Source organism: Dyella sp. OK004 (assembly GCF_900114495.1).
In the GTDB taxonomy this organism is placed as follows: Bacteria; Pseudomonadota; Gammaproteobacteria; order Xanthomonadales; family Rhodanobacteraceae; genus Dyella_D.
Genome location: NZ_FOZI01000002.1, coordinates 1,258,823 through 1,282,507, shown reverse-complemented (window position 1 = coordinate 1,282,507; position 23,685 = coordinate 1,258,823). Strand labels below are relative to the sequence as shown.

The 23,685-nt window shown below is 61.9% G+C and carries 24 protein-coding genes and 1 riboswitch; of the genes, 14 read left to right on the top strand and 10 right to left on the bottom strand.

Translation table 11 applies throughout. From position 1 onward, the window contains the following. Positions 1-123: 123 nt before the first annotated feature. From BM338_RS12370 to BM338_RS12330, 9 genes are all read left to right on the top strand, one after another. Entirely contained in the window at positions 124-1,815 is a 1,692-nt protein-coding gene (locus BM338_RS12370; RefSeq protein WP_090451154.1) for a TrbL/VirB6 family protein, read from the top strand. After that, the gene (locus BM338_RS12365) at positions 1,802-2,353 is read left to right on the top strand and encodes a hypothetical protein (RefSeq protein ID WP_090451153.1); all 552 of its coding nucleotides are present in this window, start codon (positions 1,802-1,804) and stop codon (positions 2,351-2,353) included. Before BM338_RS12370 ends, BM338_RS12365 begins: the two co-directional genes overlap by 14 nt. A 575-nt stretch (positions 2,354-2,928) precedes the next feature. After that, the gene (locus tag BM338_RS12360; protein ID WP_090451152.1) at positions 2,929-3,531 is read left to right on the top strand and encodes an outer membrane beta-barrel protein; all 603 of its coding nucleotides are present in this window, start codon (positions 2,929-2,931) and stop codon (positions 3,529-3,531) included. A 115-nt stretch (positions 3,532-3,646) separates the two neighbouring features. Further along, entirely contained in the window at positions 3,647-4,246 is a 600-nt protein-coding gene (locus BM338_RS12355) for a hypothetical protein (protein WP_090451151.1), read from the top strand. Between the two features lie 719 nt (positions 4,247-4,965). Beyond that, a complete protein-coding gene (locus tag BM338_RS12350; RefSeq protein ID WP_177229316.1) occupies positions 4,966-6,039 on the top strand; it encodes a hypothetical protein in 1,074 nt (357 codons plus the stop codon). A gap of 243 nt (positions 6,040-6,282) precedes the next feature. Continuing rightward, the gene (locus BM338_RS12345) at positions 6,283-6,696 is read left to right on the top strand and encodes a lysozyme inhibitor LprI family protein (RefSeq protein WP_218156334.1); all 414 of its coding nucleotides are present in this window, start codon (positions 6,283-6,285) and stop codon (positions 6,694-6,696) included. Between the two features lie 96 nt (positions 6,697-6,792). After that, positions 6,793-7,725 carry a M14 family metallopeptidase gene (locus BM338_RS12340; protein WP_090451150.1) on the top strand — a complete coding sequence of 311 codons (933 nt, stop codon included), beginning with the start codon at positions 6,793-6,795 and terminating at the stop codon, positions 7,723-7,725. A 45-nt stretch (positions 7,726-7,770) separates the two neighbouring features. Continuing rightward, complete coding sequence (locus tag BM338_RS12335; RefSeq protein WP_090451149.1) at positions 7,771-8,283, top strand: DUF1697 domain-containing protein; 513 nt, start codon at positions 7,771-7,773, stop codon at positions 8,281-8,283. A 137-nt stretch (positions 8,284-8,420) separates the two neighbouring features. Beyond that, entirely contained in the window at positions 8,421-8,957 is a 537-nt protein-coding gene (locus BM338_RS12330; protein WP_090451148.1) for a DUF6630 family protein, read from the top strand. A gap of 57 nt (positions 8,958-9,014) precedes the next feature. Here BM338_RS12330 and BM338_RS12325 read toward each other — a convergent pair whose 3' ends face one another. After that, positions 9,015-9,416: a RidA family protein gene (locus tag BM338_RS12325; RefSeq protein ID WP_090451147.1), complete on the bottom strand. Its 402-nt coding sequence runs from the start codon at positions 9,414-9,416 to the stop codon at positions 9,015-9,017. A 143-nt stretch (positions 9,417-9,559) separates the two neighbouring features. Here BM338_RS12325 and BM338_RS12320 point away from each other — a divergent pair, with 143 nt between their 5' ends. Then, on the top strand, positions 9,560-10,153 hold the full coding sequence (locus BM338_RS12320; RefSeq protein WP_177229315.1) for a YIP1 family protein: 594 nt from the start codon (positions 9,560-9,562) through the stop codon (positions 10,151-10,153). Positions 10,154-10,244: 91 nt separating this feature from the next. On the opposite strand, the gene BM338_RS12315 is transcribed toward BM338_RS12320, so the two are convergent. Beyond that, positions 10,245-11,009 (bottom strand): SDR family oxidoreductase, encoded by a 765-nt coding sequence (locus tag BM338_RS12315; RefSeq protein ID WP_090451283.1) that lies wholly within the window; start codon positions 11,007-11,009, stop codon positions 10,245-10,247. Positions 11,010-11,375: 366 nt separating this feature from the next. Between BM338_RS12315 and BM338_RS12310 the strand changes: the two genes are divergently transcribed. Next, complete coding sequence (locus BM338_RS12310) at positions 11,376-12,029, top strand: hypothetical protein (protein ID WP_090451145.1); 654 nt, start codon at positions 11,376-11,378, stop codon at positions 12,027-12,029. A gap of 80 nt (positions 12,030-12,109) precedes the next feature. Here BM338_RS12310 and BM338_RS12305 read toward each other — a convergent pair whose 3' ends face one another. Continuing rightward, the gene (locus tag BM338_RS12305; protein ID WP_090451144.1) at positions 12,110-12,958 is read right to left on the bottom strand and encodes a LysR family transcriptional regulator; all 849 of its coding nucleotides are present in this window, start codon (positions 12,956-12,958) and stop codon (positions 12,110-12,112) included. Between the two features lie 111 nt (positions 12,959-13,069). Between BM338_RS12305 and BM338_RS12300 the strand changes: the two genes are divergently transcribed. Then, positions 13,070-13,579, top strand: a complete 510-nt coding sequence (locus tag BM338_RS12300; RefSeq protein ID WP_090451143.1) for a lipocalin-like domain-containing protein — start codon at positions 13,070-13,072, stop codon at positions 13,577-13,579. Positions 13,580-13,658: 79 nt separating this feature from the next. On the opposite strand, the gene BM338_RS12295 is transcribed toward BM338_RS12300, so the two are convergent. The 3 genes from BM338_RS12295 to BM338_RS12285 form a co-directional block, all read right to left on the bottom strand. Further along, the gene (locus tag BM338_RS12295) at positions 13,659-13,985 is read right to left on the bottom strand and encodes a ubiquitin family protein (RefSeq protein WP_218156333.1); all 327 of its coding nucleotides are present in this window, start codon (positions 13,983-13,985) and stop codon (positions 13,659-13,661) included. 34 nt (positions 13,986-14,019) lie between these two features. Then, positions 14,020-15,129: an NHL repeat-containing protein gene (locus BM338_RS12290; RefSeq protein ID WP_143109289.1), complete on the bottom strand. Its 1,110-nt coding sequence runs from the start codon at positions 15,127-15,129 to the stop codon at positions 14,020-14,022. A 364-nt stretch (positions 15,130-15,493) separates the two neighbouring features. Beyond that, complete coding sequence (locus BM338_RS12285; RefSeq protein WP_090451141.1) at positions 15,494-16,366, bottom strand: ATP-grasp domain-containing protein; 873 nt, start codon at positions 16,364-16,366, stop codon at positions 15,494-15,496. Positions 16,367-16,380: 14 nt separating this feature from the next. Further along, positions 16,381-16,457: riboswitch (S-adenosyl-L-homocysteine riboswitch) on the bottom strand. 160 nt (positions 16,458-16,617) lie between these two features. Between BM338_RS12285 and BM338_RS12280 the strand changes: the two genes are divergently transcribed. Further along, positions 16,618-18,120, top strand: coding sequence for a GGDEF domain-containing protein (locus BM338_RS12280; RefSeq protein WP_177229314.1), 1,503 nt, complete (start codon positions 16,618-16,620; stop codon positions 18,118-18,120). 12 nt (positions 18,121-18,132) lie between these two features. On the opposite strand, the gene BM338_RS12275 is transcribed toward BM338_RS12280, so the two are convergent. Continuing rightward, complete coding sequence (locus BM338_RS12275) at positions 18,133-19,158, bottom strand: TraB/GumN family protein (RefSeq protein WP_177229313.1); 1,026 nt, start codon at positions 19,156-19,158, stop codon at positions 18,133-18,135. A gap of 97 nt (positions 19,159-19,255) precedes the next feature. Between BM338_RS12275 and BM338_RS12270 the strand changes: the two genes are divergently transcribed. Beyond that, entirely contained in the window at positions 19,256-19,729 is a 474-nt protein-coding gene (locus BM338_RS12270) for a cupin domain-containing protein (protein WP_090451138.1), read from the top strand. Positions 19,730-20,050: 321 nt separating this feature from the next. Here the strand turns inward: BM338_RS12270 and pgaD are convergent, their stop codons facing one another. The 3 genes from pgaD to pgaB are packed head-to-tail and all read right to left on the bottom strand — an operon-like array spanning position 20,051 to position 23,684. Further along, positions 20,051-20,524: a poly-beta-1,6-N-acetyl-D-glucosamine biosynthesis protein PgaD gene (pgaD, locus tag BM338_RS12265; RefSeq protein ID WP_090451137.1), complete on the bottom strand. Its 474-nt coding sequence runs from the start codon at positions 20,522-20,524 to the stop codon at positions 20,051-20,053. After that, entirely contained in the window at positions 20,521-21,768 is a 1,248-nt protein-coding gene (gene pgaC, locus BM338_RS12260; RefSeq protein WP_090451136.1) for a poly-beta-1,6-N-acetyl-D-glucosamine synthase, read from the bottom strand. The genes pgaD and pgaC overlap by 4 nt, the downstream gene beginning before the upstream one ends. Positions 21,769-21,776: 8 nt before the next feature. After that, on the bottom strand, positions 21,777-23,684 hold the full coding sequence (pgaB, locus tag BM338_RS12255) for a poly-beta-1,6-N-acetyl-D-glucosamine N-deacetylase PgaB (RefSeq protein WP_090451282.1): 1,908 nt from the start codon (positions 23,682-23,684) through the stop codon (positions 21,777-21,779). Between the last annotated feature and the right edge of the window lies 1 nt (position 23,685).

Here is a 23,685-nt window from a genome sequence, read left to right as displayed (position 1 = left end):
AAAAGTCAGGCCGCCTAGGTATCTTCTTAATCGCTTCTTATAGACGGCTATTCGCCATGGCACCTACCGTCCGTGTACGCGGGCGCGAAGCCATGCTGGCGCCGCAAGAGAGGGAGCAATGCCATGGAACCGGCCAACCTCGGCGATTTCGTTTACTTCAGGCTGATCGATAACTACCTGCGCCATGAGATGACCCGCATCATGCTCGGCTTTATGGAGCGGGCCATGTCGTGGGCCGGAAGCATCGCGCTCATGCTGGTCACGCTATGGGTGATGGTGCAGGGCTATCGCATCGCCACTGGTCAGTCCCGTCAGCCGATGATGCGCTTGGTGGTCGATACGGCGCGCATCGCGCTTATCGTCTCCGTAGCCACCACCATGGCGATAGGCAGCACTAACCTTTATGGCTGGCTGACGAAAGACTTGGACAGGGAGATCCATAGCCTCCTCACCGGCGACCACACCGAAACTTCCGCGGAGGCCATCGATCACAACCTGGCCTATACCCAGCTGGCCGTCAGCGCTATCGACATCGTGCAGGTGCCGCAGGGCGATCACGAACTGCTCGCCACCAAATCGCGCACGACACTGATCGCCAATTTTGGCATCGCCAGCCCTCCAATGACTGCCGCCGCCATGTCGCTGATGTATCAACTTGCGCTGCTGTTGTGGCTGGCCCTGGCGCCGCTGTTCATCCTGAGCCTGATCTTTGAGCAGACCAGAGACTTGTTCCGCCGCTGGCTGATGTATGGCATCGGCACTCTGTTCGGCATGGCCGCGCTAAGCGCAGTTACCGCCATCGCCCTGGAGATGAACCTCAGAGTCGCCATCGCATTCTGGGGTGCCAAGGTGATCAATGGCATGCGCGGCGACAACACGGAAGGCCTCAGCAACCTCGCGTTGCAGCAGGGCGGCCTTGGCCTGCTACTCACTATGCTGATCGTCTCCGTGCCACCCATGGTGTCGAAGTTCTTTCGCGGCACGCTGGCGAACTTCATGCCGTTCTCGGCGTTTGGGCAGGGGACGGCGGCGGTGCGGCATGGGGGAATGGGATATCCGGCGGCGGCAGAGCCGGACTCCGTGCCGTCGGCTCATGCTTACAGACAAGCGCCTGGTTCGGACCAACCAACGGCTGATCAGATCAAGAGGGGGCCGGGTGCTGGGGCAGTGTGGCGAGCTGAGCGCGAAGCCTCCGCCATGGCCGATGCGGCGCGGGGCGACCCCGGTTATTGGACTGCGCAAGTTGGGCCGCCCGCCCCAGGAACGGCAGCATCGACCTCAAATTTAAGTAGCTCTCAGTGGGTTAACCGCTACCCGACGAGCACCTCGACTACTGACTTGATCGAACCATTTCGCTCCAACGTCCAGAGATTCATCACTGCAATGGAGGCCGGCGGTGCAGATGTGCGGATTGCAGCAACGTTGAGACCACCAGAACGCGCTTACTTGATGCACTATGCCTACGAAGTTGCGCATGGCATGGATCCCGCATCCGTGCCATCGATGAACGGGGTGAGCATTGATTGGACTCATCTAGACGCTGCGGGTCATATTGATCTTGCCGCGTCGCGTTTCGCGGCTCAGCAGATGGTGGATGGCTACGGCATTGCCTATCCGCCGGCACTTAGCTCGCGCCATTCGGAAGGGAGGGCTATAGATATGGGCATTACAAATTTTGCGGGAAAGTCGTTCACCAATGGCGATGGGGTCAGCGTAAGGGTGATGAATCAAACTGACCTTGTTTCGCTTGGCTCAAGCTACGGAGTCGTGAAGCTGCCGTCCGATCCACCACATTGGTCCGATGATGGGCATTGATATGCGACCTCTCCGGCTTCTATTTCTTCTCGTCTTGGCAGCGCTCGGGTTCACAGGTATCTCCGTGGCGAGTCCAGCCATTGGCCTGATGAAATTCAGCCCAAATCATGGTTGGGAAGTCTACGCAACGAGTGACAAATTCCATAACAAAGAGAGATTGTTCGTCCTTCCTGTAGGTGGCGATCACGCGGTGATCTGTTGCGCGATGATCGCAGGAGGCGGGCGAAAGGATCCCGATGAGATGTTCCTTAGCGACGTCAATAGCGACAACGGAACACAATTTGTGTACCCCGCTCACCTGCCAGATGGAGTCATGCCGACTGATGGCAGGATGGCTATGGTCATATCGGCCAAGTCAGCAAAGGCAACGAAGGGTGGCTATGAGGTAATCAATTTTGATGATCACGCCTATGTGGTCAGTTCTTGCTTCGGGGCCGAAGGGATAAATATATATATTCACGAATCCAATCGATCAGGCGACCACTACTACGGTTACCTTGGATATGCGATCGAAAACAGCAGCTGTCCGGCGCAGTAGTGATCGTTAGCTGCGGGTTTCTTGAATTAGACATCGGAAGAGCGGGGCGGAGATAGTTAACTAGTAACCACCTCCGTCACCCTTAAGCATCGACGCCCCTCACCCAGCTCGATTGCTGCGAGTGGCCCAAGCTGTGCCCCGGCTCACTCGCACACCTCCCCACATGCTGCTAATGTCTCCCGCCGAACCACGGGTTCGGCAATCAAATCAGGGGGGCAGGGAATGCGTTTCGGGCCAAATGGACGGCTTCTTTTAGTGCATATCGCGTCATGGGACCAAAGCACGGTGTGCCCCGGCTGAAGCGGGCAGCATAGACGGTGCGGGTGACCATGGGCGATTCGCAGCCCTCGATGATGGGTATGCGTATATCAAGCGCTGGATATCGGCCGTGTCGCTTCAGGTGACAGGCCTTGCGTTGTGTTGTGTTTTGCATGGAATGAATGTGCGGCATTTTGTGGGTGGTTTTTGATTTTCTGTAGATAGGCAAGCAAGGTAATGAGTGGGCTCGCCATGGCCTGCTATGGGATGTACTTCGCGCCATAAGCGCATTTCAAACTCACTAGGGATAGGTACTCATGCGTCACTTGTTTCTGGCTGCGTCGCTGGGCGCGGCAATGGCTGTTTCTTCGTTTGCCGCGCATGCCGGCGACGCGGATCCCAACCACTACTTCATCAACGCGGGCGCAGGCATGTCGCACGCCGGCGTCTCCGGCCTCAACGACAAAGACAGCTGGGGCTACGGCGTCAACGCGGGTTATCGCTGGCGCGATACCTGGGGTGTGGAGGCCGGTTATGTCGATCTTGGCAAACCCGAGACCAAGGGGTGGATATATGGGAATTCCGCGTATCCCCAAAAACTGACACTCAGTGTCTCGGGCTGGACACTGGGCGCCAACGGTCGCTGGACCTTCGCGGAAAACTGGCACGTCAGCGCGCGGCTGGGCGCGTTCTTCTCCCGCTCGAAGCTGACGGCGCAGGGCTACTACGTTGGCGGAGAGACAGCCAATGACACCAACCTGTACTTTGGCGCGGGGCTTGGCTACGACATCACCTCGCAGCTCAGCATCGGTGTGAATGTCGATCGCTACCAGGCCAAGGCCAAGAGCATCTTCATCAATGGCACCAATAGCACGGTGCTGGTGTCCGGCACGCTCGAGTATCGTTTCATCAGCCAGTAATTCCCGCGGCTGATACGCTGTTGGGCAGAGGTGCGGAGGTAGTCGAGTCAGCCTGACTGCCTTCGGACCCAGCCCAGCAGCCCCACCGTTGAAGCTAGAGAGGCATTGAGCACGTATGCGCAGGTGGGGTCTCGTATTGCTCTTCCTGCTGATCGGCTGGGGCGCGCTTCATTGGTGGCGACATCGGCCCGTGGTGCAGGCGCCGGGGGTACTCGCGCCGGATGCGCCTTTGCAGGTCGATATCGATCATGGCGCGCGGCTGCAACAGGGCGACGTAACCCTCACTACGCGTGCCCGTTATGAGTTGACCGCCCGTGTTCTTTCACGGGAGGACTACGGCCACGATGCAGGTGCCTCGCTCGCCCCCGTGGATCTCGCGCTCGGCTGGGGGCGTATGTCCGACAGCGCCGTGTTGGCGAGTATCAGCATCAGCCAGTCCAACCGCTTCTACTACTGGCACGTTCGCGTGTTTCCGATTCCGCAGCGCGATATCGAAACCTCCAGCGCTAATACGCATGTGATTCCCGCCGATGAGCAGGTCCGTCGCTCGCTGGAGCAGATACGTCCGGGGCAGTTGGTGCATATGGAAGGGTTTCTTGTCGATGCCAGTCGGCCGGATGGTTGGCAGTGGCGTACGTCAATGACACGCGAGGACACCGGAAGCGGTGCTTGCGAATTGATGTACGTCGAAAGCATCAGCACGGTGGCGCCGTAACCCGATGGCATTGATGGCTTCGGCTGTCATTGGCGTGCGATTCGGAAGTGGGGCGTGGTGACGGGGTTGCTTGCTTGGCCACCGCTATCTTCGAGCGTGACAACCGCGACCGGTTGAGAGCTCACAAATTGCATCGGTCGCTCCAATGCAATCCTGGTTGGCGTCGAATCTCAGCTGCGCAGTTTTCTCCTCCCCCTGCTTGCGACGCGAAGCTAGTCCCGTGGGACAGGGGAGGGTTGGGGAGGGGTAAGTACTTGAGAAAGCGCACCGGGAGAGGTTGTCGCAAGGGCTTACCCCCTCCCGACCTCCCCCTGCCCCACGGGACTAGCTTCGCGTCGCAAGCAGGGGAGGGAGATGGTGGTTTGCGCCGTTGAGAGTCGAGCCCAATCAGGCAACGCAATTAAGACCGTTGCACGTCACAGAAAAAACACCTGCATGCAATTAAAAATCAATTCTCAGCTTGCTCCAGACTGTCGAACATAACGAATCAGAAAGATATTTCGATTCGTGGCCGAAGGCTTTGTCTTTTGGCGCAAGTAAATGCAGGTAAAACCAATATTCGAATTAACTTGCGCATTAGGCGTGACTATTAATCCGTGAAGTCGGCATTCGATTACCTGGGTAATCGCTTTTTTGAAAGCCAGCGTTCGGGAGGGCTTTCGCTCTAGGGGGTATCACAGCGCCTGGATGGTCCAGCGCTGAATCAATGGGAGAGTTCTATGCAGTCCAGCATGAAGCGTGGTGTGCGTCGCATGATCCAGATCGCGATCGTGAGCAGCCTGGCGAGTGCCGCCTGGTTACCGTCCGCCTTTGCCGCACAGGCCGGCGACAGTCACATCGATGCCGTAGAGACTCAAGCGCACGCCGATTGGCGTGAAACCATGGCCCACTCCGCCGCCCCGGCCGAAGGCTGTTACCAGGCCGACTACCCCAGCATTCTGTGGAAGCAGGTCGGTTGTAATGTCGCCCCGGCGCGCTTCCATTCCATCCCGCCGCATCCGCACGCGCACCCGACCGCATTGGCACGGGGCGCCACGCAGACCACCGGCAATGGCAACGACTACGCCATCCAAACCTCGACCTTGATCAAGAGCACCACGGGCACCTTTCCGTCGGTGACCGGCGTGACCTCGGAGCAGGGCGTGGGCGTTCCCGCGTTTGGCGGCGGCGGCATTCTCGGGCCGAACGAATACACGCTGCAGATCAACTCCAACTTCGACGGCAGCACCGCCGCGTGCAGGAGCCACTCGGGTTGCACGGTGTGGCAGCAATTCATCTACTCGCCTGACTACAACGTCAATGGCCAGGCGGCTGTGTTCATGCAGTACTGGCTGATCGGCTATGGCGGTACCAGCTGCCCGAGCGGATTCGGCAGTGATGGTGGCGGCGATTGCTACAAGAACAGCGCCGCGGTTGCGGTGCCGGATATCCCGGCCACCCAGCTCGCCAACCTGAAGCTTTCGGGCACGGTGGTCTCCGGTGGCAACGACACGGTGACGTTCACCAACGGCACCAAGGCTTACAGCATCAGTGGCAAGGACAGCGTGTTGTATCTGGCCCAGGTGTGGAAGGAGTCGGAGTTCAATGTGGTCGGCAATGCCGGCGGTTCGGAGGCGGTGTTCAATTCCGGCTCGTCGGTGACGGTGAAGGTCGCTGTGAACGATGGCAGCACCGCCACCCCGACCTGCGCCGCCAATTCCGGCACCACCGGCGAGACCAACAATTTTAACCTCGGCAACTGCACGGCCTCGGGCGGATCGACGCCGTACATTCAGTTCACCGAATCGAACTGAGATCCATGAGTAGATAGCTGTGGCTATCTATATAGAGCGAGCCGAGGGGAGCGATCCCCTCGGCTTTTTTGTTGTCTCGGCTATCTGCTCAAGAACGAATGTCTGCTGAGGCCATCGTGAAGCCGATGGGCTCTCGCCAACATTCGCAATGCCATCGTTGCAGACAGCAGAGAGCAGAGGTAGTTTGCCGCAGCTGGCAGGTGCCAGAGCTTTAAACAGTGTAGACAACCAAGGAGAAGGCCAATGAAGACACTGAAGCGCTTTTCGATGGGGTCTTTCGTATTGATGGTTCTCTCTATGGGAACCATGACGACCGCATCCGCGGATGAAACGTACAAAAAGTGCATCGACAAATCCTCCGACAATGCCAGTTGGGCGCAATGCGGCGGTCAATGGATGCAACGCGAAGACGACAAGCTCAATAGCACCTGGAAGACCCTGTTCGCCAAAGTGAATGGCCAAACAAAAACAGACCTGCTGGCAGAGCAGCGTCTGTGGGTCTCCTTCAAGGAGAAGGCCTGTAAGTTCTATGCCAACGGTGACTGGGGACGCGAGGGACAGGTATTGAGCTACCCGTCATGCCAGGCCGGACTCATCGCGTCCCGCACCAAGGATCTGCAGGACTACCTGAAGGATATGAATCAGGGCGGCAACTGAGTCTTCGGTTGCTTCGCATAGCGGCGCGAATACATCGCTTTCGGCCGGTGTTACATTTCTCGCCTTAACCGATTGCACTGCGGAGCGAACCACGCCATGACGACCCAAGCCACCTATCCCATCGGTACGCCCGGCACACCCTGGGGCCCTGCAGAGGTGGCTGCGTGGCTGGCGCGACAGACCCGACAGCGCAGCTACGCAAAAGATGTATTGAGCGCGGTGGACGCGCTGCGCTCGCGCTTCGACGTGGTGAAGTACGGTCAGCTGGATTACGCGCCTGATAGCTATCCGCTGGTGGCGATCAAGAGCAGTCACTGGAACGAGGCGCTGCCCTGCGTGCTGGTCACGGGTGGCGTGCATGGTTACGAGACCAGTGGCGTACACGGCGCGCTGCAGTTTGTCGACCGGCATGCGGACGCCTACGCGGGCAAGGTCAATTTCGTGATCGCGCCCTGCATCAGCCCCTGGGCCTATGAGCGCATTCATCGCTGGAATCCGCAGGCGATCGACCCGAACCGCTCGTTCCGCGACAACAGCCCGGCGCAGGAATCCGCAGCCCTCATGCGCCTGGTTGCGCCCTTCCGCGATCGCGTGCTGGTGCATGTCGACCTGCACGAGACCACCGACACCGATGAATCGGAGTTCCGGCCGGCGCTGGCTGCGCGTGACGGTATGGCGTTCGAGCCCGGCGAAGTTCCGGATGGTTTCTACGTGGTGGACGACAGCGAAAATCAGCAACCGGCATTCCAGCAGGCGGTGATCGCGGCGGTGGCCAAGGTCACCCATATCGCTCCGGCCGACAGCAAAGGCCAGATCATCGGCTCGCCGGTGGTTGCGCCGGGCGTCATCAACTACCCGCTGAAGAAGCTCGGACTCTGCGCAAGCGTCACCCCCGCACGCTATACCACCACCACCGAGGTTTACCCGGACAGTCCCCGGGCGACACCCGAGCAATGCAATGAAGCACAGGCGACCGCGGTCTGCGCGGCGATCGATTTCGCGCTGGCGCATGCTGCAACGGCAGCGTGACGTTGACGCGTGGGTGGCGGCTCTGATGCCGCCAAGGGGGAAGGTATGGCGGTCTACATAGCACTGTTGCGCGCTGTGAATGTCGGCGGCACCGGCAAGCTGCCCATGGCTGAGTTGAAGGCTATGTGCGAGGAAGTGGGCTTCGAAGAGGTGCGCACTTACATCGCCAGCGGCAATGTGGTGTTTCGCAGCCGGAAATCGGCCACCCAACTCAAGACGACGCTGGAGAAACGCCTGGCGCTGTACGCCGGCAAGCCAGTAGGTGTGGCGGTGCGCACTGCGGCGGAAATGGCTGAGGTGGGCAACGCCAATCCGTTTCCGCACATGCCGGGCAATCGCACCGTCGCCATCTTTCTGGACGAGCCGCCGCCGGCCGATACGCTGAAAACCGTCACCCATCAGAACAGCGAGCAGATCCGCCTGGGTAAGCGCGAAGTCTATGTCTACTACGGCGACGGCATGGCCGATTCCAAGCTCAAGATCGGTGCCGCCAAGAACGGCACGGCGCGCAATATGAATACTGTGCTGAAGCTGGCGGAGATGGCGGCGGCGTATTGAAATGGCAGGTTCGGGCAACGGAACGTGCTCGCTTATCCCACTTCAGCGGAAGGACGCGATCCCTTCTGGTCCAGGCCGCGCTTTGCAACGAACGCCGCGAGCGCGATCATGTGCTTCCCACTCTTCGTAGCGCCCCCATGAACCCATCCGACGACGATTTCGATACCGAGCATACCTTCGACGACGAGGATGGCGATGATTCGGTAGAGGCCCGCGTGTGGCAGCTCCTGCAGCTGATCAACCCCGGCGACGAGGAAACCGCGCTGCAGCAGTTCGCGGCTTATCGCGATGCGGTGGCGCAGGCCGATGAGGATGAGGTGGAGCCGATCCGCGTAATAGGCCAGGTGATCGACTGGCGCTCGGGTTTCCAGGTGGAGGCTGACGATACGCGAACACTGGTGCAGGCGATCGATGAGCTGGTCTCGCGCTGGAATCTGTCGGTGGAGTGGGATGGCGACCCGGACGATGACGATTTCCATGAGGACATCGACGCCGCGTCACTGTTCGCCACGGCTTATGACAGCCTGGCCCCTTACGGCTACACCTTGTGGGCATGGGAAACAGACGAAGGACAGTATGCCGGCTGGATCACGCTGACGCGCGATAACGAGCCTTTGCGGGAGCTGGCTACCTTGCTGGACATCCAGGTGCGGCTGGGTAGCGAAGTCACTTGAAACGACGGAGCCGGGTGCACCGGTTCCATTACCGGTGACAGCGTGGCGGCAAGGGCGTTATGCATCATCGACGACAGCGATGGCGTCCACTTCCAGCAGGTAATCGGATCGGGATAGTGCAGCCACGCCGACCAGGGTGTCGGTAGGCTTGTGATCGCCAAATAATGCAACGCGGCCTTCTTCGATCATGGCCAGGTGTTCACGCTGGTAGCCGGCAACAAAGATGGTCAGTTTGGTGACGTGCTCTGGCCTGGCGCCGGCTGCGGCGAGTGCTAGCCCGATGTTGGCGAATACCTGGTGCGCCTGGGCTGTCATGTCGCCGGGACCCACCAGATGGCCTTGGCTGTCTTCCGCGACCTGTCCCGCGATGAAGACCATGCGGTTGCCAGTGGTCACCACTACATGGCTGTACGTTTCGGGTTTGGCGATGCCCTCTGGATTGATGCATTTCAATGCCATGAGTTTGACCTCTTCAAATGCCAGGACGATGTGTCGGGTGCCGCAACCAAGCTTGAGGCGCTAAGCTTTCAGTCTGATGTTGATGATCGGCAGGTCCGACATCAGCGAAGATTTCAACGATGAGCGAACAAGGAAGGTTACGCATGCCGGATTCCGCAGCGACCGTTCAGCCCAATCCCTTTCTTACCATCTGGTGGCATCCGCGCGAAACCATGGCACGCATGGCAGCGGCGGATAGCTATCCCCATGCCTATGGGCTAGTCGCCATCTGCGGGCTTGTCGCGGGGATTGTTGAGGACGGGAGCGATCCCAGCCAGTGGATCAGGGGTGCAGTGAAAGGTGTGATTTTCCTCGCCTTGCTGAGTCCGCTGGCCCGGTTCATTGGTCGCAAGCTAGGCGGCCAGGCCGAGGTGCCTGCCGTTCGCGCCGCGCTTGCCTGGGGCAGCGTGCCTTACCTGTGGATGCTTCCGCTGAGTCTGTTCGGTGAGCTGGTTCCTTCCACTCTCGACGACGCCAAAGGGTTCGAGTTGGTTCTGTGGGTACTTCTGGTGCTGGTCATGCTCGGCGTGCACGCATGGTGCGTCGTGACTACCACGCGCTGTCTGGCTGAAGTCCAGCGCTTCTCGATCTGGCGTGCGCTGGGAAATTATCTGCTCACGTTGCTGGTGGCGTGTCTGGCGGCCTTTCTGTTCCTGGCGGGGCTGACGTTGATCAGTCGCATGGTGTTCGGGCATTGATCCCGATCCGCGACGGAAGTGGTCGCTGATGCGGGCGGAGTTGCGCTCCATCGCAGCTCCGCCGAATAGTTGAAGCCGACAGCCCCTTTCTTCAGGTCCGGGTGATGGACACCCCGCCATCGACCAGCAGTGCGGATCCCGTCATGAAGCTCGAGGCATCCGAGGCGAGATAGAGCGCGGATCGTGCGATCTCTTCGGGGCGTGCAAGTCGCTTCAGTGCATGCAGGCCTTCAACGAAAGTACGCGCCTCCGGCGTATCGAAGGTAGCGCGGCCCATGGCGGTATCAGTGCCTCCGGGGAGCAGGGCGTTGGCGCGAACGCCCTTGAGGCCGAATTCTGCTGCGATGACCTGGGTCAGGCCGATCAAGCCGGCCTTGCTCGCCGCATAGGCGCCCATGCCAGGGAAACCGACGGTGTGGCCCACAAAGGTCGACGTGAAAATGATGGAGCCGCCGCCGCGCTCCACCATCGCGGGGATCTGATACTTGGCGCCAAGGAAGGCGCTGGTCAGGTTGATCTCCAGCGTTTCGCGCCACGCATCCACGGCAATGTCGGGGACTGGCACGGCATTGCCTGTGTAGCCAACATTATTGAAGGCAATGTCGAGGCCGCCGAAGCGGTTGACTGCGGTTTCCACCAGAGCGTGGGCGAGCGATTCATGGCTTGCGTCTCCGGCGATGGCTACCGCGTGGCCGCCTTCGCGTTCGATCTCCGCCACGAGTGCGTCAAGTTCCAGCTGGCGCCGCGCGGCGACGACTACGCTGGCTCCTTCCCTGGCGAATAACCTGGCCGCTTCGTAGCCGATGCCCGAACTGGCGCCCGTGACAATCGCAACTTTGTTCGATAACTGTCCCATGTAAGCCATGCTCCTATTCGATTGCTGTTGAATGGGAGAGCGAAAGTCGCAGATGGCTTGCGCGGGTAACATCCGTTTCTTGCGATCGACATCGCCGGATGAATGCCGGCCTTCTCGCGAACGTGCACTAGGTCAGCGCTACATCATTTCGTAGCACAGCTTTCGGAACATGAAGCATCGAAACCGTCTCCTGCCATGAGAGGCGCTTTTGGTTCGCTTATGCGTCGCCGCCGGACGTGGGCGACGGTACTGCCCGGATCGGGCTCGCGGGCAGTGGTGCATGGGTGCTTGCCGACGATTGGCAAGACGCCGCATGCAGGATGGTGCGTCAACCGATACGAGCTCTTTCGCAAAGAGAGAACGTCTATGGCTACGCGGAAACGCAGCACAGCAAGCAAATCACCCAGGAACAAGGAAGGCGCGGTACTGGCTCAGGGAGACATCACGCGTCTCCATGACCAGCTGACCAACTACAAGATCGTCAAGCAGCACATCCAGCATCACACCATCGATGAGTTGCAGTTCTATCCGGACCACGATCCGAGGCGCGAGTCGCCCGAGTACACCAAGACCCATCACCACTTGTGCGTGGAACTCGATCTGCCTTGCCTCGTGTGCGGCGTGAAGTACTCCACTCTGGGTGACAAGAAAGCCAATCGCTACAGCGCGAAGGCGATGGAAACGCATCATCATGTGATCGAGTGGGCGTTGCAGAACGCGGTGGATGTCGATCGTTTCAATCAGATCTTGCGTCCCAATCTGGCGCATCGCCATCCCAACGATAAAACCTGGCAGTACGAGAAACCCTTTGATGCCAAGAAGATCACGTCGTGGGTGGATCACTCGGAGCACAACCTATGGGTGTTGTGCGACGTCCATCACCGGGCGAAATATCTCGGCATCCATGAAATCACCTATCCGATCTGGGTGCCCATGGACTTGCTGCGTCCGGACTTTGAAGCCTGGGCGGTCGAGGAGATCAACAAGCTTCGTGCCGGCGTCAGTCCTTTGCAGGCCTGAGTCCTCGCCACCTATGCCCGGTTTGCTGGTGGTGATCGGCAAACCGGGACAAGGCCCGCAGGCGTTTGCGGCGCGTCTCGTTACGCCAGGCTTCTGAACGCTGCCGCCAATGTCCCCAGCGCTGCGCGCGAACGGCGGTCGTGCAGCGCGCTGTATAACACCACTTCGTGCGTGGGCAGTGTCGGCAGTGAAAGGTTCGCGCCCACGTCGATGGTATGCGGCGGTGCGCTGCGACGTGGCAGCACGGCGATGGCGAGCCCGGCCGCGGCGGCAGCGCCGACCATCGCGGCGCCTTTGCCGATGAAGACTTCCGTCCATGCGATGCCGGCCTGGTCGAGTGTGCGCACGGCGGCGTTGCGGATGCTGCAAGAGGCACCCTGAGTGGATAGCGGCAGGGGCTGGCCACTGCGCGGCTGCCAGTCGGCGGTGGCGATCCAGGCGAAGGTTTCGTCGTACAGCTTTTCGCCGTTGTGGCGCTTGTCGGCGGGTTGCAGGACGAGTGCGGCGTCCAGCTTGCCTTCGTCGTAGGCCTCGGCGATCTCGACGGAGCCGGCGGCGCGCAGTTCGATCAGCAGGTTGGGGTCGTGCTCGCTCATCCGGCGCAGCATGCCGGGCAGTTCGGCGCTGACCAGTTGATGGCTGATGCCGATCACCAGCCGGCGCTGTTCGACCTCGAACGAGGCGATAGCGCGCTCGTGGGCGCCGATCAGTTCACGTGCGGCTTCGAGAAAGGCGGCGCCTTCGGAGGAAAGGCGCACCTGGCGAGGTGTGCGTTCCAGCAGGCGCCGGCCCAGCTGCTGCTCCAGCCGGCGCAGCTTGAGGCTCACCGCGGATTGGGTACTGTCGAGCGCCTGCGCCGCCCGCGTGAAACTCTGCAGTTCCGCCGTCAGCACAAAGGCCTTGATGGCGTCGAGATCGAGCGTCTTCATGGGGACGGGAGCCATGTGATTTTGTAATGACTGAAAGTCGTGCTGGCCGGTACAACCGCCGCATCATAGCGAACTACGCTGTCCGCACTTTGGCAGAACGGGAACAGCCTTATGCAGCGATTTCGGATGGTCTTGATGTTGTGCGGCCTGGCATGGGTGGCGGGTATGGCGCATGCCGCACCGGATATGCCGGTGCCAGCCACGCTGGTCGGAGCCTGGACCCTGGAGCGGGTCGATAATGTTTATCCGGATGGCCGGCGGGTGGAGCTATACGGGCCGCATCCGCAGGGGTTGTGGATCATCGACGCGCAAGGGCATTACATGATGCAGATGGTCCGCGCCCAACGCAGCGGCTTCGCTGCCGGCGACAAGTCGAAGGGCACGCCGGAGGAATACCGCGCGGCGTCGCTGGACAGTAACGCGCACTTCGGCCGCGTCAGCGCGGACGGCAGCGTGATGCATACGCATATCGAGCAGGCTTCGTTCCCGAACTGGAACGGCAAGGATGGCAGCGCGCCTTACACCCTTAAGGGGGATGAGCTGAGCTATGTGGTGGCCAAGCCTTCCAGTGGCGCTGCTGAAGGAGCGCATGGCGAAGTGGTGTGGCGGCGGTTGCCATAAGCGGACGCTGCTGACGGAAAGGCCAGCACCATGGGCAGCATGCCGATGGTGCTGGCTTTCGCGGTCATTCAAGCAGGGATCAGCCGCCTCGCAGCCTGAGCACGAGATGCAAGGTGGATTCCTTCTGGATGTTGTAGTCGGACAGCGTTCTGCCGTCTTCTAGCTGCTTGCCGGCGAAGATCAGCCGCTGCTGATCTGGCGGTATACCTTCCTTGTCCTGGATTTTTGCCTTGGCGTTCTCGATGGTGTCGGAAGGCTCGACTTCGAGCGTGATGGTTTTGCCGGTCAAGGTTTTGACGAAGATCTGCATCGCCGCCGCCGCAGGGGCGAACACGGCGCCGCTGACGATCACCAGGCTCAGCAGCCATGCGGACAAGCGCGTCCGATGTTTGCGTTCGGTTTTCATGAGAATTCCTTGCAGAGTGGATGGCGTGGTCGCATTACTGGGTCACCGCTAGGCCGCTGGGTTCGGCTCCTGCCGCACCTTGCGCGGTATTGCCGAAATCGCTCAGCGTGGTGCGCGCGCCCGTGGCGGGATTGACCAGAAAAACCGTGCCGTTGCCGCCGGTACCAGCCAGGCTGTCCGAGACGCCCAGGCCGCCATACCTGGCCAGCCAGGTCACGCCGGTTGGACTGGCTCCGGTGGCGCCTTGCGAGGTGTCGCCAAAATCACTCACCAACGTGCGATAGCCGGTCGTCGGGTTGACCTGTACCAGGGCACCGGCGCCGCCCGTGCCCGCTTCATCGACCAGCACGTAGACCTGATTCGATGGAGAAACCGCGACACCGACCGGCGTGCTCAACGGATTCGAATCGACCCAGCCTTCGCTGCTATCGCCGAAGTCGCTGATCACGGCGCGGGTCTTTCCCAACGGGTCGACACGGAAGAGCGCGCCATGCTGGTTGGTGCCGGCACTGCCGTCGGCCACCAGCACGGTGCGGCCAAGGCCGAGCAGTCCGCCGTACATCGCCATGCTGTCGGGGTAGGTGCCTTGCGGACCGTTGCCGTCGCCGAAATCGATGAGGATGGTGCGATTGCCATTGGCGTCTACAGAGAACAGCGCGCCCTGTCCGTTGGTGCCGACATAGGGGTCGCACACCAGGACACCGCTCCAGCTCAGCAGGCCTGGCGGTACGGCAAGCACGCTCACCGGATACAGGCCGAGCGGCCCCTGCACACCGTTGCCAAAATCACTGAATACCGAGCGGTGTCCGGTGGATGGATCAATGCTATAGAGCGCACCGTGCTCATCGGTACCGCCGCTGCCGTCCGTCACCAGCACCGAGCCGGGGATCAGGCCCAATAGCTGGGCCGGCAGCCAGGCGACACCGTTGGGATCAATGCCGGTCACGCCTTGTGACGCGTCGTTGAAGTCGCTGAAGACGATGCGTTGGCCGTTGCTCTGGTTGACCGTGAACAGCGAACCCAGATGCTGGGTGCCTGCCGTCTGGTCCACCGTCAACAGCGTTCCCGGCGTTAGCGAACTCGCCAGCGCGCTACCTGCGAAAGCGCCTGCGCAAAGCAGGCACGACAAAAGTCGACGTTTCATCATCGTGTCCTATGGCTGAGAGTGGGGTAGCGAAACTTCAAAAGCTCTCAAACTGCCGCTCGATCCGCGCCGAATTCGCGCCACGTCTCTGGACACAGACGTACCGCACCAGGCCGCCGGGAGGCTTGATGTGGTGCTCGCATGAGCGAGTCAATGATTGGCTTGTTCCGGCAACGACGAACCGGCCGTTTCCATCTCGGCCGGTTCGCAGGCGACCTTCTACGCTCCCCGCGGTGCGCCGGCGTCAACGGTCGATGAAAATGAGTGCTGGCTTCGTGGTTCTGCGATGTGCGCGGAAAAATTTCGTGAGTTGCGCGGCGACGTCACGGGTTGGCAACAAAGGGCGTCGCCGCGCGTCGCCTGATCACGCCGTCAGTCGCTGCTTCACGTGTGCGGCAAAACGTTCCGCTGCCTTCGGCTGTACTTCCAGATGCAGGAAGGGCTCGATCATTTCCAATTCCATCAGCAGGAAGCTGCCGTCCACCACGACGCCATCCACGCGCGCATAGGCGATCTCGGTATGGCCGAGTGCCGCCGTGGCAGCGAGGGCGCGTTGCGCGCTGGCGATCAATGCCGCATCGGGTTCGATCAGATCGGCGGTGCCGCCGAAGTCTGATTGCACGCGGTAGTCGCCAGCCGCGGGGCGCTTGATCACGGCGTGACTGTAGGCGCCGCCGAAGAACAGCAGCGACCATTCGCCATCGCTGACCACTTCGTGCAGGAAGGGCTGCACCAGGTAGTCGAACGCCAGCGGGAGTTGCGCGATGGCTTGCTCGAAACTTGCTTCGCCGACGGCGCCGCGCGCGGTGTGCCAGGCGGTGCCGCTGACAGTGGGTTTGACCACCACTTCCTGTCCACGCCGCACGGACAGGAAGTGAGGCAGATCCTTCGCGGGCACGATCTGAGTGGGAATGATGTCGACGCCCTGCGCCGCCAGGTCGAGCAGGTAGCGCTTGTCGCTGTTCCAGCGCACCAGCGGTTTGTCGTTGATGGTGGGGACGGGCAGCCGGTCCAGCCAGCGGGTGAAGGCGGCGTAGTGCTGGAAGTAGTCCCAGGTCGAACGCAGCAAGACGGCGTCAAAGGCGGCCCAGTCCACGGCAGGATCGTTCCACACGCAGGCGGTGGGTTCGATGCCAAGCTGGCGCAGGGTGGCGGCGAGATGGGCGTCGTCCGGGTGGATGCCAGGAACCAGGTCGGACGTGGCGATGGCGAGGCGATGGGTGATAGGTGCGGACATGCTGAAACCTCCAATGCTGGAGGGCGCCCTTGTCTGGATGGATCCGGGCCGAGCGTGGCGGAACAGGTCCGTCGCAGCACCCCTCGGGCCGATGTGCGGCGAGTCTCGCCGAGCGGTACCCGGGCCGTCAACGCGGCGCATGCCATCTTGCCGGAATGCGGGTGGCGTCCTTGCTTTTGAACGGGCGATTTCCCAAGCTGTGCCACAGCGGGCCAGCCAAGGAGGCTGGCCCGGTTATCGCGGATGTGAGCATGCCACTGCCGAAGATCGAGCTGGCTCTCGCTTTAGCGTTCCTGGCACTGCACGTGCTGGTTGTAGCGCTGTTTCCGCAAAACGATATGACCCTGTCCTACCCCTTCATGATCGCCGCGCCGCTGCTGGCGACGCTGGTGATGCTGCGGCGATGCCTGCTCGATGGGTTCGCGCTCCACAAGGGATGGGTTCTGGTAGCGGCCAGCATGCTGCTGTGGACGCTGGGCATGGCGATGAGCGCGGCATCGGAGCTGGTGCTCGACAGCCATAACCTCACGCCGGGCGCGATCATGCTGGTGTATATCCAGTACGGCGTGCCGATTACCTATGCGGCCTCCGGCGCCAACGAAGAACGTCAGTCGAAGGTTGTGCGCGTGATCGACGCCGCCATGGCCATGGCGCTCGGTTATCTGTTCTACGTGTATGTGTTTTCGCTGACTACCTTGCAGGGCGCAGCGGATACCGACCATGCACGGCAGGTGGTGTGGATGTTCGATCTCGAGAATCTGTTTCTCGCGTTCTGTTGCGTCTTGCGCTACCTCGCCGCAAAAGGACACCGCGAAGGCCGGCTGTTCGGGGTGCTGGCGATTTACACCGTGGCCTACCTGTTCGCCGCGCTGTATTTCAATCACGTGCTGGCGCTGGAAGCGTCGCGCATCGGCGGCTATCGCACGCTGTGGGTGATCGAGGTGCCGTTCCTGCTGCTGGCGGCGCTGGGTTGGCGCTGTGTCATTCCGCCGCTGGTCCGCCGCCCGCGTCTGGTCCGCATCATCCATAGCGGCAGCCCGCTGATGCTGGCGCTCGCGGTGCTGCTGATTGCGCTGTTCCTGCTGCGCAATCACTTTTATCTTGGTGTGGGCGGCGTAGTGGTGGCCCTGGTGGGCTACGGGCTACGCAGCACGCTGACGCAGGCACGCCATATCGCTTCGGAAGATGCGCTGCGTCACGACCGCGCCGCACTGGAAAGCATGGCCTGGGAAGACGGCCTGACCGGTGCCTTGAATCGCCGCGGTTTCGATAACGCGCTGCAGCGTGAATACGCGCGCGCCTTGCGTACCGGTCAGCCGCTCTCTCTCTTGATGGTCGACATCGACTACTTCAAGCGCATCAACGATCGCTACGGTCACCTTGTGGGCGATCGATGCCTGCAGGCATTGGCTGCGGAATTGCATAAGCTGCGCCGCCGCTCCACGGATCTGCTGGCGCGTTACGGCGGCGAGGAGTTTGCGCTGCTGCTGCCGGACACCGATCTGGACGGTGCTACCACGGTGGCGATGCAGGTTCGCGAGACTGTGCGCGGCCTGGCTATCGTCAACGCCGACAGCCCATTCAGTATCGTCACGGCCAGCGTTGGTCTGGCCGTTTCGGCGATAAGCGGGGACCAGATCGCGACCGATCTGGTGGCACGTGCCGACGAAGCCTTGTACGAAGCCAAGCACAGCGGCCGCGACCGCATCGCCTACGCACCACCGTTCGAACCGGCGCCGGATGCGCCGGCTTAGCGCGACGACCTGCTACTCAAGCTCATCCGGTGCCTGCACCGCATAGCCCTGAGCCTTGAGCTTGCCGACTAGGCCATCCGGCGCCAGCACTTGCTCCATCGGAAGCAGCGCGAATGTCTGCGCGTTGTGTGTGAGCGCAGTTTGCGCGGCCCACAGCCAAGCGCCTTCCATGCGCTCGGGCAGATTGTGCAGGCCGAGCCGCTGGGCGAAATCGGCGTTGGCGACCGGCACGACGCAGGAGTCGTAGCGGTTGCCCGGCGCCAGCTTGCGCAAGGTGACCATATCGCCGGTGGCCCAGGCGTTGGCGCGCACCGTCAGCGTGTCGAGATCGTGCTCGATGCTTTGCATGGTCTGGTCGAGGCAGGCGATATCGCGCTGGGTGATCTGGCGCTGTGTTTCTGCCGCGTCGACGGCGGAGCCCACCATCATCTCGTATTTGACCGGCGTCAGGCGGACGTCGTGTTTGCGCGCCAGTCGGGTCACGGTGTCGATCACGTCGCTGGTGTCAGTGAGCTTGGCCGTGTCCAGCGCCTTCTCACGCAGCTTCACGGTGACCAGAATCGGCCGCCAGTACTCGATACCACTGCTGCTGCCGATGTACTGCTGTTTCAAGGTTTGCCAGCGCGTGAACGTCTCTGGCGGCAGCAGCTGCTGCAGACTGGCACCGTCCGGATTCTTGCGCGAATTGAAAGAGGAGGACTGCACGTTCAGCCGGTTGAACAGGCCTTCATGCATCCTCAGTTCGGCCGTGGGCGGTTCGAGCAGCTCCTGCGATTGCGCGATGACCTGTTCCACCTGGGTCGAGCGCCATTTCATATGTTTGGGCAGTGGCGTCAGTGTGCCGAGCACCCACAGCACGTGTTCACCCCGGCTGACTTTCCACAGACCGGGGCCAGGCTGGATGCCGGTGACAGTCACCGTCTGCAGGCGCACCGCGTCCACGGGAGAAGCTTGTCTTTGTGCATCGCTGGCGGATTGCGCCCATGCGCTCGTACTGATCAGCAAGGCGCTGACGTAGAGGAGTGTCTTCCCGCGCATCTGGAACTCCATGCAGGCAAGTACGCGATTGCCGCGCTGCGGCCTGCGCAGGATACTCGGGTGTGCCGTGTTGTGGTGTGCCCAAGGAGAGAAGGTAATGAGCAAGCCGCGTGAATTGTTGAAGGCCGCCGAGATTGAGGTCATGCCGGTGCAACATTCGGTGCACACCCTCAACCCGAACGCGGTACGTCTGAAGAAAAACCTGGGCGATGCTACCGGCCTTACGCAGTTCGGTTTTCTGATGGTGACGCTGATGCCGGGCCACGACGCGGCTGAGTATCACCGGCATCTTTACGAGGAAGAATGCGTCTATGTGTTGTCGGGTCGCGGCGAGGCGGTGATCGATGAGCAGCATTACGATCTCGGTGCCGGCGATTTCCTGGGCTTCGCCCGGGGCGGCCCGGCGCATACCGTGACCAATACTGGGACCGAGCCACTGGTGCTGCTGGTCGCGGGGCAGCGGCTGGCGCAGGACGTCTGCGACTATCCGCGCCTGAATAAGCGGCTCTATATCAACGGCGCAGTGGAAGAGCTGGTGGATATGAGCCATATCCAGCAGGGCCCGATTTGATTGTCTTGACGGGCGGACCGGAGGAAACCATCCCGACGTCTGACACTGGAAAGGGCGCAGCTACAAAGCACACCGCCCGCTTTCAGGCCATTTCTCTTTGGTTACTTTCTCTTTGGGCCAGCAAAGAGAAAGTGACCCGAGCCGCGGCAGCGGTTCGGAAGCCCGCGGCAGGCGAGCCCGGGCACGCAGACGCGACAACCGAGCGACAACGCCACTGGATTCCGGCCTTCGCCGGAATGACGAGTAGGGAAGCCTGTCTCGAGTACCCACTTCTCACCCCGCTGGAAGAGAGATCAAGCCGAGCTTCGAAGCTAACGAGGCCTAGGCGGCAGCGCTATGCAAGACACGCTGCTGCGCACCTTGCTGATGCACGATCAGGCCGTCTTCGAGAAACTCCAGCACCATGTGCGGCGCCGTATACATCCAGGTCGCCGTGACGTGCTGTACGCCCAGCGCGCTGGCAATGGCGGTGCGGTCGGCGGGCAGGCCGCGGTGGCGCCGGCGCAGATGGCCGTAACGCAGGCGGTTGTAGCCGGCCCATGCCGCCGCGGCCAGCGCGCAGGCGCAGGCGATCGCCAGCATGGTCAACAAGTCGTTCATGCCGCGGTCGTGTTCGCGTACGACCATTTCCACGTAGCTGATGCGCAGACCGAGTAGCCACGCGACTAGCGTGGCCAGGGGCAGCCACAATGACGCCCACACCGCCCAGGCCAGCAAGGTGGCCGTGGTGAACAACAGGCGCTGGGCCGGACGCTGGCGCTCCGGTCGTTGAATCAGAATGGCTTCGGCTCTCATCGCACACCTCGGTCAGGGCTAGTCCATACCGCTCGCGTTCCCTTGCGCTTGAACAGCGCCTTGGGAAAGGCCACCACGGTGGTGGCCGTGCTGAGCAGCCAGTAAGTCAGCGGGTACCAGATCATCCAGTAGTAGTTGCGTCCGACCCGGGTCTCGTAACGCCGGTCGATCAACGTGGCGATGCCAAACTGGATCAGGCAGATCATGCCAAGCATCACGCCATGCCATTGCGGCAGCAGCGTTGGCACACGCATCGTGGGTGGCAGCGGCAGGAATAGACCCAGCAGCCACAGCACCACGATACTCAGCATCGCGTACGCCCAGGCCAGGCTGAGGATGTATTCCAGCGCGATCGGCCACATGCGGCGCTTGCGCCAGCGCAGCAATTGGCGGGTATAGCGCAGCACCACTTCCACGCCGCCCTGGGCCCAGCGCACGCGCTGCTTCCACAGGCCGCGCAGCGTTTCCGGCATCAATATCCAGCACAGCGCATTGGGTTCGTAGCGGATATCCCAGTGGCGCATCTGCAGCCGCCAGCTGATGTCGATGTCCTCGGTCACCATGTCGGTGCTCCAGTAGCCGACATCGTGCACGGCGCTGCGGCGAAAACAGGCGATCACGCCGGAGACCGTGAACACACGCCCGTACACACGCTGTGCGCGCTTGATCAGGCCGATGATCGAGGAGAACTCGCCGACCTGCAGCTTGCCCAGCAGGGTGGAGCGGTTGCGGATGCGCGGGTTGCCGGTGACCGAGCCGACGCGCGAGCTGCTGACCATATGCCGCATCAGCCAGTGCGTAGCGTATTCGTCGAGCAGGGCATCGCCGTCCACGCAGACCAGGAATTCACCGCGCGCCGCCATGGCGGCCATGCGCAGGCCCATGGCCTTGCCCTGATTGCTGGCGAAATGGATCACGCGCAACTGTGGATACTCCGCCAGCAAGGCATCCAGTTGTGCGCCGGTGTCGTCGGTGGAGCCATCGTTGACCGCGATCACTTCGAAATGCGGATAGCGCTGCGCGGTGAGGTGGGCGATGGTCTCGCGTACCTGTTCGCCTTCGTTATGGCAGGGCACGATCAGCGTGACGAACGGATAGCTTTCCAGCGCGGGCGGGTCGACGCGCCTGGGCTGCCCGCGTTCCCAGCGCAGGTAGTAAATCAGGCCGCCGCTCATCCACACAAAGGACATCACGAGCGGGTAGTAGAAGGCGTAGTCGAACAGCCAGGTGATGATCTGATGCATGCCCTTCCTCAACGTTCCGGGTAGGGGTATTCAGCGGCGGAGATGTAGGGCCGGATGGCCTCCAGCGCGGGTTGGCCGGCAATGAAGTTGTCGGGGTAGTAGCCGAGATGACGCACACCCTGCGCTTGCAGCAGGTGCATGCGAGCGCCGATGACGGCCGCGGGGATCGGTGTGTTGCCGTGGCGCCAGTCGACGGCGGCCAGTTCGAACACGGTGCGATCCAGCGCGTGCGGTTGCGCCGCCACGGCGGCGGCCAGCCGGCGGAACCAGCCGTCGGTGGCGGGCTGCTGATCCAGCTGCGGCATGGCCATCAGCGCGGTGTAGTCGTAGGCGGCGTTGAAGGCTGGCAGGCTCTGCGCGAACCAGGCCTCGGCTTCCGGTTGCAGCACGGGTCGTGCGTAGAGGTTCCGCGCGGTCTTGATCTGCGCGCGCCATGGACGCACGCGTGCCGTCAGTTCGGTGGTGAAGTCGATCAGATACTGAGTGCGCTGCGCGGGTGTGCTGTGCGCCAGCGGGCCGAGGTTGTCGGTGTCACGGATATAGGCGTCGTCGGAGAACAGCAGGCCGCTGAGGGGCGCATGCATGGCAAGGTCTTCGTAGACGTCACCGATCATCGTGCGCACCTGTGGATCCCACGGCGCAAGGCGGTAGTGATCGCCGTCGTGCGCGGCACCGGATTTGCCCAGTGTCGGCAGGCTGTCCGCATGCGGGAAGCGGAAGGCCAGCACCGGCATCCATGCATACACCTCCACCTCGCAACGCGTGCGCAGTTGCCAGGCGACGCGTGAGAAGAGATCGGCGCGTACCGGCAGGTGGCGATTGGGGAAGTACACGGCGTCGGCCACGCCATCGCCATCGGGATCGGCATAAGCCTGCAGCCAGACCTGGCTCGGCTTCATGCGCCGGATGCGGTCGAGCAAGGCGGAGAGGTTCTTGTCCTGTTGCGCGGGGTCCGGGTCGTAGACGTAATCCAGATCCACTTGCACCACGCGCAGCGGCGTCACCGCGCGCTGGCGGTAGATCAATGCGGCGAGGCCCTCGACGCCGATGTTGTCGGAGATAAGTAGACGCGGGATGGTTTTGTCGGGTGCCAGGGTGACTGGGTCGTCGTCCAGGCTGAAGGACACATCCATGCCTTGCGCGGCGGCCTCCGCCTGGGCGATGCCGTTGTAGTTGCCGTAGGGCCACACGATGGCGCGCGGGCGCTGTCCGGTGTGGTGTTCGATGTCGTCGGCGCTGTGCTTGAGATCGGCGCGGATGCGCGCGCGATAGGCGGCCTCGGTTTCGTAGCCGCGCTGCGGGTCATAGGCGAGGCTGACCGCCGCCGGCATCATGTTGCCTTGCGGGTTGGCCAGCACGCCCCGGTGCAGGTCGTTGGTGTGCGAGGCGATATCCACCAGGCCGGAATCACGCATCTCACGCGACTGCGCCCAGCCGACGAAGCACTCATGTGCGCATCGCTCGCCGTTGTAGTCGAAGCGCTGACTGTCCGGACGATCGATCCAGGAGCCTTCCACGGCGAATAGCGCAGGGTAGTGATAGGCACGCAGCAGCGGAAACACGCGCGTGTAGAAGCTGATCAGCCCATCGTCGAAGGTCAGCAGCACGGCCTTGTCGGGCAGCGCGCGCTGTCCGCGGCGCGCGGCGATCACTTCGTCCAGGCTGACCATGTGGAAGCCGTTGGCGCGCAGCCAGTCGAAGTGCGCGATCAGGTGATCGGTGCTGATGGCGGTGCTGTCCAGCCGGCCGGCATCGCGGATGTCGTCGCGCACGTCGTGGTAATTGAGCACGATCAGCGGCGGCAACGGCGCGCGCGCGGGCGGTGGTGTGCTGAGCGCATCAAAGCGATCGGCTGCCCATGCCGGTGCGGCGAGCAGCGAGAGCATCAGCAGGAGCAGGGTGCGTAGTCTCAGCATG

What these genes read in the sequence shown, in the direction of transcription:
- BM338_RS12370 (WP_090451154.1), top strand. Translation starts at nt 124, where the DNA reads ATGGAACCGGCCAACCTCGGCGATTTCGTTTACTTCAGGCTGATCGAT.
- BM338_RS12365 (WP_090451153.1), top strand. Translation starts at nt 1,802, where the DNA reads ATGATGGGCATTGATATGCGACCTCTCCGGCTTCTATTTCTTCTCGTC.
- BM338_RS12360 (WP_090451152.1), top strand. Translation starts at nt 2,929, where the DNA reads ATGCGTCACTTGTTTCTGGCTGCGTCGCTGGGCGCGGCAATGGCTGTT.
- BM338_RS12355 (WP_090451151.1), top strand. Translation starts at nt 3,647, where the DNA reads ATGCGCAGGTGGGGTCTCGTATTGCTCTTCCTGCTGATCGGCTGGGGC.
- BM338_RS12350 (WP_177229316.1), top strand. Translation starts at nt 4,966, where the DNA reads ATGCAGTCCAGCATGAAGCGTGGTGTGCGTCGCATGATCCAGATCGCG.
- BM338_RS12345 (WP_218156334.1), top strand. Translation starts at nt 6,283, where the DNA reads ATGAAGACACTGAAGCGCTTTTCGATGGGGTCTTTCGTATTGATGGTT.
- BM338_RS12340 (WP_090451150.1), top strand. Translation starts at nt 6,793, where the DNA reads ATGACGACCCAAGCCACCTATCCCATCGGTACGCCCGGCACACCCTGG.
- BM338_RS12335 (WP_090451149.1), top strand. Translation starts at nt 7,771, where the DNA reads ATGGCGGTCTACATAGCACTGTTGCGCGCTGTGAATGTCGGCGGCACC.
- BM338_RS12330 (WP_090451148.1), top strand. Translation starts at nt 8,421, where the DNA reads ATGAACCCATCCGACGACGATTTCGATACCGAGCATACCTTCGACGAC.
- BM338_RS12325 (WP_090451147.1), bottom strand. Translation starts at nt 9,416, where the DNA reads ATGGCATTGAAATGCATCAATCCAGAGGGCATCGCCAAACCCGAAACG.
- BM338_RS12320 (WP_177229315.1), top strand. Translation starts at nt 9,560, where the DNA reads ATGCCGGATTCCGCAGCGACCGTTCAGCCCAATCCCTTTCTTACCATC.
- BM338_RS12315 (WP_090451283.1), bottom strand. Translation starts at nt 11,009, where the DNA reads ATGGGACAGTTATCGAACAAAGTTGCGATTGTCACGGGCGCCAGTTCG.
- BM338_RS12310 (WP_090451145.1), top strand. Translation starts at nt 11,376, where the DNA reads ATGGCTACGCGGAAACGCAGCACAGCAAGCAAATCACCCAGGAACAAG.
- BM338_RS12305 (WP_090451144.1), bottom strand. Translation starts at nt 12,958, where the DNA reads ATGAAGACGCTCGATCTCGACGCCATCAAGGCCTTTGTGCTGACGGCG.
- BM338_RS12300 (WP_090451143.1), top strand. Translation starts at nt 13,070, where the DNA reads ATGCAGCGATTTCGGATGGTCTTGATGTTGTGCGGCCTGGCATGGGTG.
- BM338_RS12295 (WP_218156333.1), bottom strand. Translation starts at nt 13,985, where the DNA reads ATGAAAACCGAACGCAAACATCGGACGCGCTTGTCCGCATGGCTGCTG.
- BM338_RS12290 (WP_143109289.1), bottom strand. Translation starts at nt 15,129, where the DNA reads ATGAAACGTCGACTTTTGTCGTGCCTGCTTTGCGCAGGCGCTTTCGCA.
- BM338_RS12285 (WP_090451141.1), bottom strand. Translation starts at nt 16,366, where the DNA reads ATGTCCGCACCTATCACCCATCGCCTCGCCATCGCCACGTCCGACCTG.
- BM338_RS12280 (WP_177229314.1), top strand. Translation starts at nt 16,618, where the DNA reads ATGCCACTGCCGAAGATCGAGCTGGCTCTCGCTTTAGCGTTCCTGGCA.
- BM338_RS12275 (WP_177229313.1), bottom strand. Translation starts at nt 19,158, where the DNA reads ATGCGCGGGAAGACACTCCTCTACGTCAGCGCCTTGCTGATCAGTACG.
- BM338_RS12270 (WP_090451138.1), top strand. Translation starts at nt 19,256, where the DNA reads ATGAGCAAGCCGCGTGAATTGTTGAAGGCCGCCGAGATTGAGGTCATG.
- pgaD (WP_090451137.1), bottom strand. Translation starts at nt 20,524, where the DNA reads ATGAGAGCCGAAGCCATTCTGATTCAACGACCGGAGCGCCAGCGTCCG.
- pgaC (WP_090451136.1), bottom strand. Translation starts at nt 21,768, where the DNA reads ATGCATCAGATCATCACCTGGCTGTTCGACTACGCCTTCTACTACCCG.
- pgaB (WP_090451282.1), bottom strand. Translation starts at nt 23,684, where the DNA reads ATGCTGAGACTACGCACCCTGCTCCTGCTGATGCTCTCGCTGCTCGCC.